At 58.3% G+C, this 15,195-nt stretch carries 10 protein-coding genes; 8 read left to right on the forward strand and 2 right to left on the reverse strand.

Going from position 1 to position 15,195, the window contains the following annotated elements:
- Window positions 1–14: 14 nt before the first annotated feature.
- Window positions 15–1,019: an alpha/beta hydrolase gene (locus GSD1FS_RS01870; protein ID WP_155588110.1), complete on the reverse strand. Its 1,005-nt coding sequence runs from the start codon at window positions 1,017–1,019 to the stop codon at window positions 15–17.
- 216 nt (window positions 1,020–1,235) lie between these two features.
- Here GSD1FS_RS01870 and GSD1FS_RS01875 point away from each other — a divergent pair, with 216 nt between their 5' ends.
- The 3 genes from GSD1FS_RS01875 (at window position 1,236) to GSD1FS_RS01885 (ending at window position 4,287) form a co-directional block, all read left to right on the forward strand.
- Window positions 1,236–1,871, forward strand: coding sequence for a 50S ribosomal protein L25/general stress protein Ctc (locus GSD1FS_RS01875; protein WP_155588111.1), 636 nt, complete (start codon window positions 1,236–1,238; stop codon window positions 1,869–1,871).
- Window positions 1,872–2,146: 275 nt separating this feature from the next.
- The gene (locus GSD1FS_RS01880) at window positions 2,147–3,274 is read left to right on the forward strand and encodes a branched-chain amino acid aminotransferase (RefSeq protein ID WP_155588112.1); all 1,128 of its coding nucleotides are present in this window, start codon (window positions 2,147–2,149) and stop codon (window positions 3,272–3,274) included.
- Between the two features lie 161 nt (window positions 3,275–3,435).
- Window positions 3,436–4,287 carry a trimeric intracellular cation channel family protein gene (locus GSD1FS_RS01885; protein WP_155588113.1) on the forward strand — a complete coding sequence of 284 codons (852 nt, stop codon included), beginning with the start codon at window positions 3,436–3,438 and terminating at the stop codon, window positions 4,285–4,287.
- A gap of 62 nt (window positions 4,288–4,349) precedes the next feature.
- On the opposite strand, the gene rpsT is transcribed toward GSD1FS_RS01885, so the two are convergent.
- Window positions 4,350–4,610: a 30S ribosomal protein S20 gene (rpsT, locus tag GSD1FS_RS01890; RefSeq protein WP_343030159.1), complete on the reverse strand. Its 261-nt coding sequence runs from the start codon at window positions 4,608–4,610 to the stop codon at window positions 4,350–4,352.
- A 159-nt stretch (window positions 4,611–4,769) separates the two neighbouring features.
- Between rpsT and lepA the strand changes: the two genes are divergently transcribed.
- From lepA to GSD1FS_RS01915, 5 genes are all read left to right on the forward strand, one after another.
- A complete protein-coding gene (gene lepA, locus GSD1FS_RS01895; RefSeq protein ID WP_343030160.1) occupies window positions 4,770–6,650 on the forward strand; it encodes a translation elongation factor 4 in 1,881 nt (626 codons plus the stop codon).
- Between the two features lies 1 nt (window position 6,651).
- Window positions 6,652–7,905 carry a radical SAM family heme chaperone HemW gene (hemW, locus tag GSD1FS_RS01900; protein ID WP_246165694.1) on the forward strand — a complete coding sequence of 418 codons (1,254 nt, stop codon included), beginning with the start codon at window positions 6,652–6,654 and terminating at the stop codon, window positions 7,903–7,905.
- 306 nt (window positions 7,906–8,211) lie between these two features.
- Window positions 8,212–12,732, forward strand: a complete 4,521-nt coding sequence (gene gltB, locus GSD1FS_RS01905; RefSeq protein ID WP_196425001.1) for a glutamate synthase large subunit — start codon at window positions 8,212–8,214, stop codon at window positions 12,730–12,732.
- 1 nt (window position 12,733) lies between these two features.
- Window positions 12,734–14,266, forward strand: coding sequence for a glutamate synthase subunit beta (locus tag GSD1FS_RS01910; protein ID WP_155588116.1), 1,533 nt, complete (start codon window positions 12,734–12,736; stop codon window positions 14,264–14,266).
- A gap of 121 nt (window positions 14,267–14,387) precedes the next feature.
- Window positions 14,388–14,843 (forward strand): tripartite tricarboxylate transporter TctB family protein, encoded by a 456-nt coding sequence (locus GSD1FS_RS01915; protein WP_155588117.1) that lies wholly within the window; start codon window positions 14,388–14,390, stop codon window positions 14,841–14,843.
- Window positions 14,844–15,195: the final 352 nt, after the last annotated feature.

A 15,195-nucleotide genomic window follows, 5' to 3' on the forward strand; every position in this document is an offset into this window, starting at 1 on the left:
GTGCCGCACGTGACTCATGCAGCGATATGAAAACAGCGGCGTACAAAAGCGTCTACGGTCTGCCAATACAACGTCGGGTTCGTGCGCAGACTCAATGTGTGCCCAGCGCCTTCAACACGTAATTTCTTTTTCACCGGACTCGCACATGCGGCATACAACGTGTCAAGCATGCGCGGGTTCACGATCTCGTCACGGTCTCCTTGAATAAACAACATCGGCAGCGTAGTGCGGCGGAGCTGTGCCAGCGCGTCCGCCTGCGTGAACCAGAACCCCAGCCTCACCTTATTGATCAGGCTGCCGCAGTCAACGATCGGCTTGGCCATGAGCTTGCTGATATGCAGCATGCCGGCAACGCTGTTCAACAGCTGGTCGTATTCGCCAGAGAACCCGCTGTCGACGATCGCGCACGTCACGTTCCTGGCCAATCGGGGATCGGCGCACGCGTCGAGAATCGTCGCGGCGCCCATCGAATTTCCTTGAAGCACAATGCGGGCGTCGGGATCTTTGGCGACGATGGAATTCACCCACCTGAGCAGATCCTCTTTCTCGAGCCACCCCATGCCCACATAGCGCCCCTCACTCAACTCATGGGCACGTTGCGCCGGAACCAGCACGCGCATGCCCATGTTCGCATAATGAAAAGCCCACGATGCCATCTCGGACGGTTCACCCGTGTAGCCATGCAAGCAGATCGCGTAGGCGTGAGGCAGTGGCACCGCTGTGTTGGCGTCGAAACGCCATGCATGCAAGGTGAGATCGTCATAGCTGCGAATAGTGACGCCATGCTTGACCTCATCGAACCATTGTAACGCCTGCTCGTCAACGCCGGCCTGCTTCGCCGGATCATGCTGCGCAAGGGAGTCGTCATCGGTTTTACGGCGGAACAGTGAACGCTTCGACTGCGAATCAAGCGCCACCGAGAACAACGTCTCGCCGGCGGCAAACACCATGCCACAAGTCAAGGCGATTCCTGCCGCGGCACCGACGTACGGCCATATCTTCGAAGAGTGCGTTGCCATAGATTCTCCAATCATATGCTCTAACCGGCATCGTAGCGTATGCGTGCCGTTGCCGTAGTGTTTCCACCATCATCGGAGTTGTCAAATGCAAACACTATTCTAGAAACGTTGCTTTGGCGAGGGAAGCTGTTGCTTCCGTCATCGACTCGGCAGAAAGTGGGCTCCTTGAGCACTGCTTTGGCTCGTTGATGCGTCAATTCAGAACAAGGAGGAAATATGGCAAATAGCACAACCATCACGCTCGAAGGCGAACTGCGCACCGAGTTCGGCAAGGGCCCTGCCCGCCGTATGCGCGTCGCTCATGAAATTCCTGCAACCGTCTATGCAGGCGGCGAGCAGCCGGTGTATGTGAAGCTGCCGATGCGTGAGACCACGCTGGCTCTGCGTCACACCAACGCTCTGTTCACCATCAAGTACGGCGCCGAATCCAAGCTCGCCGTCGTCAAGGACGTTCAGCGCAACCCTGTCAAGCGCATCGTCGAACACATCGACTTCTACGAGGTCAAGGCCGGCGAGAAGATCGAGGTCGAGGTTCCAGTCTTCGTCGAAGGCACTCCGAAGGGCGGCGCCATCGCCGTTGTCGACATGCAGCAGCTCACTGTTCGTGCCGAGGTCAACAATCTGCCGGAGCGCATCGTCGTCTCCGTCGAAGGTCTTGTGGATGGCGACAACATCTTTGCCAAGGATCTCAAGCTGCCTGAGGGCGTCGAACTCGACATCGCCGATCCGGAAGAGTCCGTCGTCACCGTCGAGATCCCGCAGGAAGCACCAGCTGACTTCGAGACCGCTGAGCCGGCCGACGAGGTTCCTGCCGAGGATGAGAAGGACGACACCGCTGCTGCGGAAGCCTGATCTCATGGCAAGAACGGCATAGACGATTAGTCTGATTTTGATAGTGGGGTCTGCCTGGAAACGGGCAGACCCCACTATTTGTATGGCAATACACTGTTTTTCGCGCGCGCGAATAAACCTCACGCTGACATTTCAGCTCGCGGAAAGAAATTTCATATTGTGAATCACCTGCACGGTTTCGTAGCATGCCTTGCATAAAGTAACAGACAAATCAGCGCCACAAGCGCTGTAGAAACCATCCACGACCACTATTCGATATTTGAAGAAGCAATATCATGACCAATGATTCCCATCACAATCCGGCAGCACTCGACAAGCTCGCGCAGAATTGGACGGTTCTGCCCAACGACAATCCGGCATCTGACGCCAAGCGTGAAGAACTGATCGACAAGCCAGCATTCGGACAGGTGTTCTCCGACAGCATGGCTCACATGACGTGGACCAAGGGTGAGGGGTGGAGCGATCGCCGCATTGAACCATACGCGCCGCTGAAGCTTGACCCGGGCGCCTCGGTGCTGCATTACGCTCAGGAATGCTTCGAGGGCCTGAAGGCCTACCGCCATGCGGACGGCTCGACCTGGCTGTTCCGCCCGGACGCCAACGCGGAGCGCATGCAGAATTCGGCTAAGCGCCTCTACCTGCCTGAGGTCGCCATCGACGATTTCCTTGGTTCCTGTGCGGCTTTGGTCGAGAAAGACGCTAAGTGGGTTCCTGCCCGCCGTGAATACACGCTGTATCTGCGTCCGTTCCTGTTCGCCTCCGAACCGTTCCTCGGTGTGCGCGCTCCTGAGGAAGTGGATTACTGCGTCATCGCTTCGCCTTCAGGCCCATACTTCGCCGGCGGCGTCAAGCCGGTGAGCATCTGGGTGGAAGACAAGTGGTTCCGCACCGGCCCTGGCGGCACCGGTTTCGCGAAGTGCGGCGGCAACTACGCCGCCTCGCTGCTTGGCGAATACCGTGGCATTGCCGAAGGCTGCGAGCAGGTCTGCTTCGTCGACGCGGCAACCAAGACCTACCTTGAAGAGCTGGGCGGCATGAACATGATGGTCGTCTATGCCGACGGCCATGTGGAGACTCCAAGCCTGACCGGCAACATCCTTCCAGGCGTCACCCGCCGTTCGATCATCCAGCTGCTCGAAGACGACGGCCATGACGTTGTCGAGACGATGATCGCCCTCGACCAGTTGCTCGAAGACATCAAGTCTGGCAAGGTCACCGAGGTGTTCGCCTGCGGCACCGCTGCTATCGTCACGCCTATCGGCCGCTTCAAGTCGGAGACCTTCGACGTGACCGTGGCCGACGGCCAGCCCGGAGAACTGACGATGGCAATCCGCAACCAGCTTCTCGGCATCCAGCTCGGTGAGATCGAGGATCCACATAACTGGATGTGGAAGGTTTGCTGATCTTCTGATCTTTGCGGATACATTCAATCCGACATAATGAATGGGGTTGACGCACATGCGTCAACCCCATTGTCGTTCTAGTTTCGTTGTAGGCTGTTGTTGGTTTCGTACTGAAAATATAAACCTTAGCGAGCAGAAAGAAGCGGGAGGGGAGAGCGTCAATGGAGATAGCGTTGCAGAGCACGCCCTTTTTCCAGGCGGTTGAGTATCTGGCGATTTTCTGCTGTGGCATGGGTGGCGGTTTGACGGCCGTACGCAAACGCTACGACGTCTCGTCGATTATCATCATCGCATGGCTCACCGCTCTTGGAGGCGGCATTGTGCGCGATATTCTTCTTGGCGCGTTGCCTCCTGTGGGCATCTCCGACATGGGGTCGGTGCTCACCGCGTTCGCGGCCGGTGCAGTGGTCGCCGTGGTGCACCCGGAGGTCAATAAGCTCAAATGGTCGATGATCACCATCGATGCGTTGGCATTGGGGCTTTTCGCGGTCAATGGCACCAGCAAGGCGTTGCTCTACAACACGTCGGGCATGACAGCCGTGTTCCTAGGCACGTTCACGGCGATGGGCGGCGGTGTGATCCGCGATATTCTCGTCAATGAGGTGCCTATGGTGATCCGCGACCCGCATTTTTACATTGTTCCGGCGGTGTTGGGCAGCATCTTCACGGTGTGGGTGTGGCGTGCGCACACCGCTCACCGCATCGGGGACGCGACGGAGATGATTCTGGACATCGGTATTGTGCTCGTCGTGATTCTGCTGCGTCTCTGCTCGGTGAAGTTCAATATTCAAGTACCTGGTGCCGTGCGAAGACAACGCGTGCATTTACCGAAGAAAGTGCTCAACCGCATGCCCAACGACGATTCGGATGATGATTTCGACCCGTTGCTGGTCCCTCAACCAGTTGCAGCTCAACGTGCTGAAGAACAACCGAAGAGTTCGGACTCTACTGCACATGATTCCATTCGCACACACGGCAAAGCAAACACGCAGAATAACAAACACACAGAATGAGGGGAAATAAATAATGCCTCCGGTCATGTGACCGGAGGCATTATTAAACGATGTGAATCAAATCACATGGCGTTGATCTGCAGAGCCAGACTGGACTTGCGGTTTGCAGCCTGATTCTTTGCGATGACGCCCTTGCCAGCAGCCTGATCGAGCTTACGGCCGGCGATGGCGAAAGCAGCCTCGGCTGCGGCCTTGTCACCGGAAGCGATGGCTTCACGGGTGCGACGGACGTAGGTCTTCAGTGCGGACTTGACCGCAACGTTGCGCTGATGCGCCTTCTCGTTAGTGCGAACGCGCTTCTTCTGCGACTTGATGTTTGCCACTGTGTATTCTCCAAACGACGTATTTCTATAAGGACATACGAAAAGAGATGATAGCATGGCACGCAGATAAATGGCAGACCGGCAATGTTCTGTGAAGAGCGGTGTGCTTGCCGTGACATGTAGGTAGAATCATACAGTTACCGATTTATAGGAGGGTTCGTGAGCCAGCAGCATAACCAGCCGGGTTTCACCGATCAGTCGTTGATTCGTAATTTCTGCATCATCGCGCATATCGACCACGGCAAGTCAACCGTTGCCGACCGCATTCTGCAACTCTCCGGCATCGTTCCCGAACGTGAGATGCGCGATCGCTTCCTCGACCGTATGGACATCGAGCAGGAGCGCGGCATCACCATCAAATCCCAGGCCGTCCGCGTGCCTTGGACCTATGACGGTCAGGAATATACGCTTGGCATGATCGATACCCCCGGCCACGTCGACTTCAACTACGAGGTGTCGCGCGCATTGGCGGCATGCGAGGGCGCCGTGCTGCTGGTGGACGCCACCCAGGGCATTGAAGCACAGACGCTGAGCAACCTGTATCTGGCCATCGACCATGATCTGACGATCATTCCGGTGCTCAACAAAATCGACCTTCCGAGCGCCGAACCCGACAAGCACGCCGACGAGATCGCAGGATTGATCGGCTGCGAGCCGAGTGACGTGCTGCGCGTATCAGGCAAAACAGGCGAAGGCGTCAAGGAGCTGCTCGACCGCATCGTCGTCGACGTTCCCGCTCCGAAAGGAGACCCGAAGGGCGACGCCCGCGCGTTGATATTCGACTCAGTGTATGACTCATACCGCGGCATCGTCACCTACATCCGCATGGTCGACGGCGAGCTGCGTTCCCGTGAGAAACTGCACATGATGAGCGTCGGCACGACATACGACCCCATCGAGATCGGCGTGATCAGCCCCGACATGATGCCGACCCGTGCACTGGGAGCGGGCGAGGTCGGCTACGTGATCACCGGCGCGAAAGACGTGAGCCAGTCGAAGGTGGGCGACACGATCACATCCGCCGCGAATCCGGCGAAAACACCGTTGCCCGGCTACAGGGATCCTCAGCCGATGGTCTACGCGGGATTGTTCCCGATCGACAACGCCCAATTCCCCGAACTTCGCGAAGCGCTCGACAAGCTCAAGCTCAACGATGCGGCGCTCGTCTATGAGCCGGAGACGTCGGTGGCACTGGGCTTCGGCTTCCGCTGCGGCTTCCTCGGACTGCTGCATATGGAGATCGTCTCCGAACGCCTGAGCCGAGAATTCGGACTCGACCTCATCTCCACAGCCCCGAACGTGCCCTATGAGGTCACCGCCGAAGACGGCAAGGTGCACATCGTCACGAATCCAAGTGAATTCCCCGAAGGCAAGATCAAGAAGATAGTCGAGCCGATGGTCGCGGCCGACATCATCACGCCGAAGGAGTTCATCGGCGCGGTCATGGATTTGTGCCAGGAACATCGCGGCACGATGAGCACGATGGAATACCTGTCGACCGAACGCGTGGAGATGCATTACCGCATCCCGCTCGCCGAGGTTGTGTTCGACTTCTTCGACCAGCTGAAGAGCCGCACTAAAGGCTATGCTTCACTCGACTATCATGAGGACGGCGAACAGGCAGCCGATCTGGTCAAGGTAGACATTCTGATTCAAGGCGAGAGAATCGACGCGTTCTCCGCGATCGTGCACCGCGACAAGGCGTATTCGTATGGTGTGATGATGACGAAGAAACTGCGTGAGCTCATTCCGCGCCAGCAGTTCGAGATCCCCATTCAGGCGGCCATCGGCTCGCGCATCATCGCCCGTGAGACGATTCGTGCACTGCGTAAAGATGTGCTTGCGAAGTGCTATGGCGGCGACATCACACGTAAGAGGAAACTGTTGGAGAAGCAGAAGGCCGGTAAGAAGCGCATGAAGATGCTCGGCCATGTGGAGGTGCCACAGGAGGCCTTCGTAGCCGCGCTGTCTACCGGCGAGAGCGCAAACGACCGCGACACGAAAGACAAGATCCGTGCGGCGCAGAAGAGCGAAGGCTAGTATGCGCCAACCGTTCGAAGTGTATGTGCATGTGCCGTTCTGCATTCGTCGCTGCGGCTACTGCGATTTCAACACATACACGGCGCTGGATTTGGGCGAGGGGGCGTCGCGCGCGAATTACGCGACGCTCGCATGCTTGGAAATGCGGCATGTTCATGCTTGGCAGGAGGCTCACGGCATACACGAGCCTCCTGCTTCCACCGTGTTCTTCGGCGGCGGCACGCCGACGATCCTGCCGGCCGAGGATCTCGTGACGATGCTCGATACCGTGCGTGAACTGTGGGGAATGGAAGAACATGCCGAGATCACGACCGAGGCGAACCCGGATTCCGTGGATCGAGAATACTTGCACACATTGCGGCAGGGCGGATTCACGCGCATTTCGTTCGGCATGCAATCGAGCGTCCCGCATGTGTTGCGCACACTCGACCGTACGCATGATCCGCGCAACGTCATCGACAATGTGCGCATCGCCAAGGAGCTCGGCTTCGAAGTGAGCGTCGATCTGATCTACGGCGCTCCGGGGGAGAGCCTTGCCGACTGGTGTGCAAGCGTGCAGACGGCGATCGAGCTTGGCGTGGACCATATCTCCGCGTATGCGCTCACGATCGAACCTCATACGAAGATGGGCAGGCAAATCGCCAGTGGGCAGATAGCGGCACCGAACGACGATGACGAGGCCGCGAAATACGAGATCGCCGATGCGATGCTGAGCGAAGCCGGTTTGCAATGGTATGAGATTTCGAATTGGGCGGCGCCGGGGCATGAAAGCCGTCACAACCTCGGGTATTGGCGCAATGTGGATTGGGCTGGCATCGGCCCCGGAGCGCACAGCCACTACGGTGAAGTGTTCAACGTCGCCGACCCTGAACAACAGGATGCCAAGGCGGGTGTTGAGATCGCAGCCAGTGCGAGCACTGCTGAACAGGCGTGCTCGCTTCGTGCTTGGGACATTCCTCATCCGCGTGTCTGGGCGGTCGCATTGGCCAATCACCGCGTGCCATGGCAAGGCTATGAACTGATCAGCGCCGCGGAGAACGCCGAGGAAATCATCATGCTCGGCATTCGTCTGCACGAGGGGTTCGACCTCGACGCGTTCACCGAGCGTACCGGTAGGCGGATCACGAATTATGTTGTGGATTCTTTGGTAGAAGAGGGTCTCGTTACGCGTGACGGTGAGCGCATCATCGCGACGCTGCGTGGACGTTTGCTCAATGATCTGGTGATCGAACGTCTTCTCGATTCACTCGAATAATCAATATTTGAACTCTCACGCACATCACCTCATCTCAATATTTGGGCATCTGAACTGGTATCGAGCGTTCGACATACTTCCGTAATAATGCGGGAAATAGAATGCTGAAAGTCTTGATTCCCGTTCGTGCGCGAGCCGAGTATTGACAGGAGCCGGGTTCTCCGATATGCGGAAGACCCGCGTAGTCTCGACATGCGCGCCCGGTAACCTAAGTGGAACACGAAACCCATGGATGCCCATGAAGGAGAGGTGATCGCGGTGACTTTTTCAAGCCCGCTAGATTTGACGATTCATCGTCCGGAGGGAATGTATGATCCCGCTTCCGAACATGACGCTTGCGGTGTCGGCATGGTCACCACCCTCAACAAGCGACCTGAGCGCAAGATCGTCGATGACGCCATCGAAGTGCTCATCAATCTCAATCACCGTGGCGCCGTAGGCGCGGAGGAGAACACAGGTGATGGCGCCGGCATTCTGATGAGCATGCCCGATGAGTTCATGCGCGCCGTCATCGATGCCGAGCTGCCGGAGGCGCTTCACTATGCGGCCGGCATCGCATTCCTCGACCGCGACATCGCGGTTTCGGGGCAGCAGGAGCAGGCCATTGCACGCATAGCCGACGAAGAAGGCTTGGAAGTGCTCGCATGGCGTGAGGTTCCGACGAACCCCGATGGCTTGGGACTTCAGGCTCTGGCGAGCATGCCGTCATTCAAAATGCTGGTGCTCGCAGACCCTGAACGCCGCCTCGCCGGAATCGATCTTGACCGAAAGGTGTATCGCGTGCGCAAGCGCACCGAGCATGAGGTCGGCATCTATTTCGCATCGCTGTCTGCCATGACGCTCACCTACAAGGGCATGCTGACGACGATGCAGCTCAAACCGTTCTTCCCGGACCTCTCTGACGAGCGTATGAAGACGACCATCGCGATCGTCCATTCACGCTTCTCCACGAACACGTTCCCGTCATGGCCTCTCGCCCAACCGTTCCGTCTGATCGCGCACAACGGTGAGATCAACACTATTCAGGGCAACCGCAACTGGTTCACCGCCCGTGAAGGCAGGCTGGGCTCCGAACTGCTCGGTGAAATGAATGATCTGCTGCCGATTCTGACCCCTGGGTATTCGGACTCCGGCACGTTCGACGAAGTGCTCGAACTGCTGCATCTCGCAGGCCGTTCACTGCCGCACGCCATTTTGATGATGGTGCCCCCGGCGTGGGAGAACAACACGGAGCTTGACGCCGACGTTCGCGCCTTCTACGAATACAACAACACGCTGATCGAACCATGGGACGGTCCGGCCGACATCGTGTTCACCGATGGTGAGCTCGTCGGAGCCGTGCTCGACCGCAACGGTTTCCGCCCTGGCCGCTGGCAGATCACCGATGACGGATATGTGGTGCTCGCATCCGAAAGCGGCGTGCTTCCACAGGTCGAAGAAAAGCACATCGTGCGCAAGGGGCGCTTGGAACCCGGCAAGATGTTCCTCATCGACACGACTCGAGGCGAACTGGTTCCCGATACCGTCATCAAGCATGAGCTGGCCACTGCGCACCCATACCGCGAATGGGTCGAGAACAACACCGTGGAAATGAAGGAGCTGCCCGAACGTCAGCACATCAACTATTCGGATCGCTCTGTTCACCGTCGCCAGCGTGCCTTCGGCTACACGCAGGAGGAGCTTAAGATGGTGCTGGCTCCAATGGCGAATACCGGCAAGGAGCCATTGGGATCGATGGGCAACGACATCCCATTGTCGGTGCTGTCGAACCGCAGTCGCATGCTCTTCGACTATTTCATGCAGAAGTTCGCGCAGGTGACCAATCCTCCGCTCGATTGGGAACGCGAGAAGATCGTGACGTCGATCGCCTCGGCGATCGGCCCCGAACCGAACCTGCTCGATGATTGCGCATTGCACGCCAAGAAAGTCATCATCCCACAGCCCGTCATCACCTCGGACGAGATGGCGCAGCTCAAACGAATCGACCGCGCCGCGCAGCTCGAGGGCTATTACAAGCCGTATATCGTCAAAGGCCTGTACCAGGTGGCCGGCGGCGGAGACGCTTTGGAAGCGCGACTGCAGGAGATCTTCGACGAGATCGATCAGGCGATCGAAGACGGCAAGAACTTCCTGGTGCTTTCGGACCGTGACTCGAACCATATGATGGCTCCGATACCGTCGCTGCTGCTCACGTCGGCCGTGCAGCATCACCTGCTGCGCACCCATACGCGCACGCAGATCTCGATGGTGGTCGAGGCGGGAGACGTTCGCGAAATCCACCATGTGGCCCTGCTGATCGCCTACGGCGCGGCGGCGGTGAACCCATACCTCGCATTCGAGTCCGTGGAAGAGCTGTCACGCAGCGGCTATGTGAAGGTGTCGCCCCAGCAGGCCATTGAGAATCTGCGCAACGCGTTGTCGACCGGCGTCCTCAAGATCATGAGCAAGATGGGCGTCTCCACGATCATGAGCTATCGCGGAGCCCAACTCTTCGAAGCGGTCGGCCTGAACCAGCACATCATCGACGAATACTTCACCGGAACGGTTTCTCGCGTCGGCGGCTGCGATCTGAACGATCTGGCCGAAGAAGTGGCCATTCGTCACCACGAGGCCTATCCGAACCAATGGACGGCAACTCCACATCGCGTGCTGCGCACCGGCGGTGAATACAAGTGGCGTCGCACCGGTGAGGAGCATCTCAACGACCCGGAGGCCATCTTCCTGCTTCAGCAGTCGACGCAACGCGGCGACTATGAGATGTTCAAGAAGTACTCGGCGCACATCAACGACACGTCGAACCGTCTGATGACGCTTCGTGGCCTGATGAAATTCAATTCGAAGCGCAAGCCGATCGACATCAGCGAGGTCGAACCGGCCAGCGAAATCGTCAAGCGTTTCTCCACCGGTGCCATGAGCTACGGGTCGATTTCGAAGGAAGCGCATGAGACGCTGGCGATCGCGATGAATTCGATCGGAGCCCGTTCGAATTCTGGCGAGGGCGGCGAGTCGACGGAGCGTTTGAACGATCCGCAACTGTGCAGCAAGATCAAGCAGATCGCCTCCGCGCGATTCGGCGTGACGAGCGACTACTTGGTGCATGCCACCGACCTGCAGATCAAGCTCGCCCAAGGCGCGAAGCCGGGCGAGGGCGGCCATCTGCCCGGTGCGAAAGTGCCGCCGTGGATCGCCGAGGTGCGTCATGCCACGCCTGGTGTCGAACTCATTTCGCCGCCACCGCACCACGACATCTATTCGATCGAAGACCTGAAGCAGCTGATCAACGATGCGAAGATGGCGAACCCGAAGGCACGCATCCATGTGAAGCTCGTCTCCGAATTCGGCGTCGGCACGATCGCCGCGGGCGTGGCGAAATGCCATGCCGACGTGGTGCTCATCTCCGGTTACGACGGCGGTACCGGCGCGGCACCGCTCAACGCGATCCGTCACGCGGGCACACCTTGGGAGATCGGTCTTTCGGAAACCCAGCAGACGCTGATTCTCAACGGCTTGCGCTCGCGCATCACCGTGCAATGCGATGGTGAGCTCAAAACAGGCCGTGACGTGGTGATCGCAGCCCTGCTCGGAGCCGAGGAATTCGGTTTCGCTACGACCGCTTTGATGGTCGAGGGCTGCGTCATGATGCGAGCCTGCCAGAAGAACACGTGCCCGCAAGGCATCGCCACACAGGATCCCGAATTGCGTGCACGCTTCACGGGCAAGCCCGAGCATGTTGTCAACTTCATGATGTTCATCGCACAGGAGGTGCGCGAACTGCTTGCGCAGCTCGGATTCCGCACATTGGAGGAGGCTGTGGGCCACGTGGAATGCCTCGACCAGAACGAGGCGATCGAACGTTGGAAGTCCGCGGGCGTCGATCTGAGCAATGTGCTGATGCAGTCCGGCCCGGTGCCCGGAACGGTGCTGCATCAGACGATCGAGCAGAACCATGAGCTCGACAAGGCGATCGACAATCAGCTCATCGCCGAGGCTCAGGATGCTCTTGAGAATGGCAGACCGGTGCGGTTCGACGTCGATATTCGCAATGTGAACCGCACGGTCGGCACGATGCTTGGCTATGAGATCACCAAACGGTATGGCGAAGAAGGCCTGCCGGACGATACGATCGACATGACGATGAACGGCACGGGTGGCCAATCCATCGGCGCGTTCATTCCGCGAGGCGAAACGATCCGCATCGTCGGCGAGACGAACGACTATGCCGGCAAGGGTCTTTCCGGCGGCCGTCTGATCATCAGGCCGAAGAGTGACATCACCTTTGACCCGCATACGAACGTGATTGCAGGCAATGTGCTCGGTTTCGGAGCCACGTCCGGCGAAATGTTCGTGGCTGGTCGAGCCGGCGAACGTTTCGGCGTGCGCAACGGGGGAGCGACCTTCGTGGTCGAAGGCGTCGGCGATCACGGGTGTGAATACATGACCGGCGGCACCGTCGTGATTCTGGGATCCACTGGCCGCAACCTTGGCGCAGGCTTCTCCGGAGGCCACGTCTATGTGCTCGACCTCGACATGAACAAGGTCAATCCGCAATCCGCCGCGGGAACCTTGCTGTTCGAGCCGCTCGACGACACCACGAACGGCATCGTCCGCACGCTCGTCGAACGCCATGCGCAGGAAACCGGTTCCAGATCCGCACAGGAACTGCTTGAGAACTGGAGCGAATCCGCGAAACGATTCACACACATGGTGCCGAAGCAGTTCGTCGCCATGACGGATGCCATGAAGACGGCGGAAGCCGAACACATTGATTTCAACGAGCCCGGAGTCTGGGAAGAGACTTACGAGCATGTGATGGAAGGAGCGCGCTGACATGGGTGATCCACGTGGATTCCTGAAGGTTCGCACACGTCGGGAACTGGCCGAACGCCCCGTTGAGGAGCGAGTCAAAGACTGGCTCGACGTCCATGCTGAATCGGGTTTGCAAAGCTGGACGGTGGAGCAGGCCTCCCGTTGCATGGATTGCGGTACGCCGTTCTGCATGTCGGGATGCCCGTTGGGCAATCTGATTCCCGAATGGAACGATCTGGTGAGTCAAGGCAAATGGGAAGACGCCTATCACCGTCTGTCGATGACGAACAATTTCCCTGAGGTCACCGGACGCATCTGCCCGGCCCTATGCGAGTCGGCATGCGTGCTGGGCATTCACCAGCCTCCGACGATGATCAAGAACGACGAGGTGACCATCATCGATCAGGCGTGGGGCAGCGGCTTCGTCGAGCCTCTTCCACCGGAGCGTCTCAGCGATCAGACGGTCGCCGTCGTCGGCTCAGGCCCAGCGGGATTGGCTTGTGCGCAACAGCTGACGCGTGCCGGCCACACCGTCGTCGTGTTCGAACGCGATGACGAAATCGGTGGCCTGATGCGCTACGGCATTCCGAATTTCAAACTCGAGAAGAGTCTGCTCGATCGCCGCGTCAAGCAGATGGAGGCCGAAGGCACGCGATTCCGCACGAACACGGAGATCGGCAAAGACATTTCGTGGGATGATCTGCGTAGCCAGTTCGATGCCGTCGTCGTGGCCATCGGTTCGACCGTGCCACGCGACATGAAGATTCCAGGCCGTGAGCTCGACGGCATTCATTTCGCGATGGAATTCCTTCCGGACGCCACGCGTCGAGTGTTCGGCAAGAAGCCGATCCACAACATCACAGCCGAAGGTAAGCACGTCGTCATCATCGGCGGCGGCGACACGGGTTCCGATTGCTTGGGCACGTCGATTCGCCAAGGCGCAAAAGATGTGACGGTGCTGCAGATCATGCCGCAGGAGCCGGCGAAACGCCCAGACAACCAGCCTTGGCCGACGTTCGCCCGTCTCTACCAGAAGACCTCTTCGATGGAAGAGGGCGGTGAATACGTCTACAACACGGATTCGGTGAATTTCGTGGGCACTGATGAGGAGAACAGCCGTGTGAGTGTTGAGAACAACACGCAGACCGAAGGGTTCATCGCCGATGAGCACGGCCATGTCACCGGTTTGAAAGTGGTATCGGTGGCTCCGGGCGCCGATGGGCCGTTCACCCGCCAACCCGGCACCGAGCGCGTGATCCCGGCCGATCTGGTGTTGATCTCCGTTGGATTCCTGCATCCAGACACGACCACGCTCAACGAACAGCTGCCAGTGGAGCTCGATGGCCGTGGCAATGTGGCGCGTAACGACGGTTTCCAAACCTCACAGGACGGCGTGTTCTCCTGCGGCGACGCAGGACGCGGTCAGAGTCTTGTGGTGTGGGCCATCGCGGAAGGGCGTTCCTGTGCCGCGGCGGTCGACAAGTACCTGACGGGCGCCACCGAACTTCCCGCCCCGATCACGGCTTCGCAGCGTCCAATGGCGTTGCCTCGCTGATGCTTCGGATGGCTTAACGTTGAAAGGCTCCTGTGCATTCGTGGAGTTTTTGCAGGAGCCTAAATAGCGGTGATGCGCTACAGTGGCATGTAGTGACCTGAACTTGTGCAAAGGAGAGATTATGGCAAATCGTGCTGAGCGCCGCGCAAAGAACAAAGGTGTACCGCAGCAATACGATCAGACTCAGGGTCGTGGCCGCGGCGGCATGATTGATGAGGGGCAACTGCAGGAGCGTTCCCGCCGTCTCAAGGAAGGCAAGACCGGCCCGTGGAAGCCGACGAGCAGCGAGCAGGAGAAATACGAAGAGATTGCGATGGATACGAATCCGAACAACTATGACCCGCCGAAGGTCATTCGTGCTCCTCATTCCGCACGCCAGTGGGCGCGCGTGTGCAGCTGGATCGTCATCGTGCTCTCCGCCATCGCGTTCTTCGTGGTGATGTGGATCCCGAATCTGCCGTTGTGGGCCATCATCACCGTGTCGGCCATCTTCGCATGCGGCGTGATCAGCCTGTTCTTCACTGCTGGGGATCCGAAGAACAACCCGAATCTCGACCAGAACGGTACCGCAGTTTGATCGAGTGGATGCGATATCTGCAAGCATAAGCAAATACGAAAAGGGGGCCGGATATCTTCCGGACCCCTTCGTTTTGCGAATGTATGTTACTTGGTCTTCTCGATCTGCTTGAGCAGTTCGTCGATCTGACCATTCACATTCACGTCATAACCGGCGAACACGATCTTGCCCTCATCGTTGATCACGAACGTGGAACGCACGGTCTTATATGTTTTCTCACCGACGGTACGTATCGCTATATTTTAGACATTTTTATTTCGGATGACCTCTTTTCGTCGGTCTGATTGAAATTGCACACGTTGTCATTCTCCGAATGCTTGACACGCCGTGGTTTTGTTGCGATTCACGCCGT

Origin of the sequence: Bifidobacterium canis, from assembly GCF_009727065.1 — a bacterium.
GTDB classification, from domain to species: domain Bacteria; phylum Actinomycetota; class Actinomycetes; order Actinomycetales; family Bifidobacteriaceae; genus Bifidobacterium; species Bifidobacterium canis.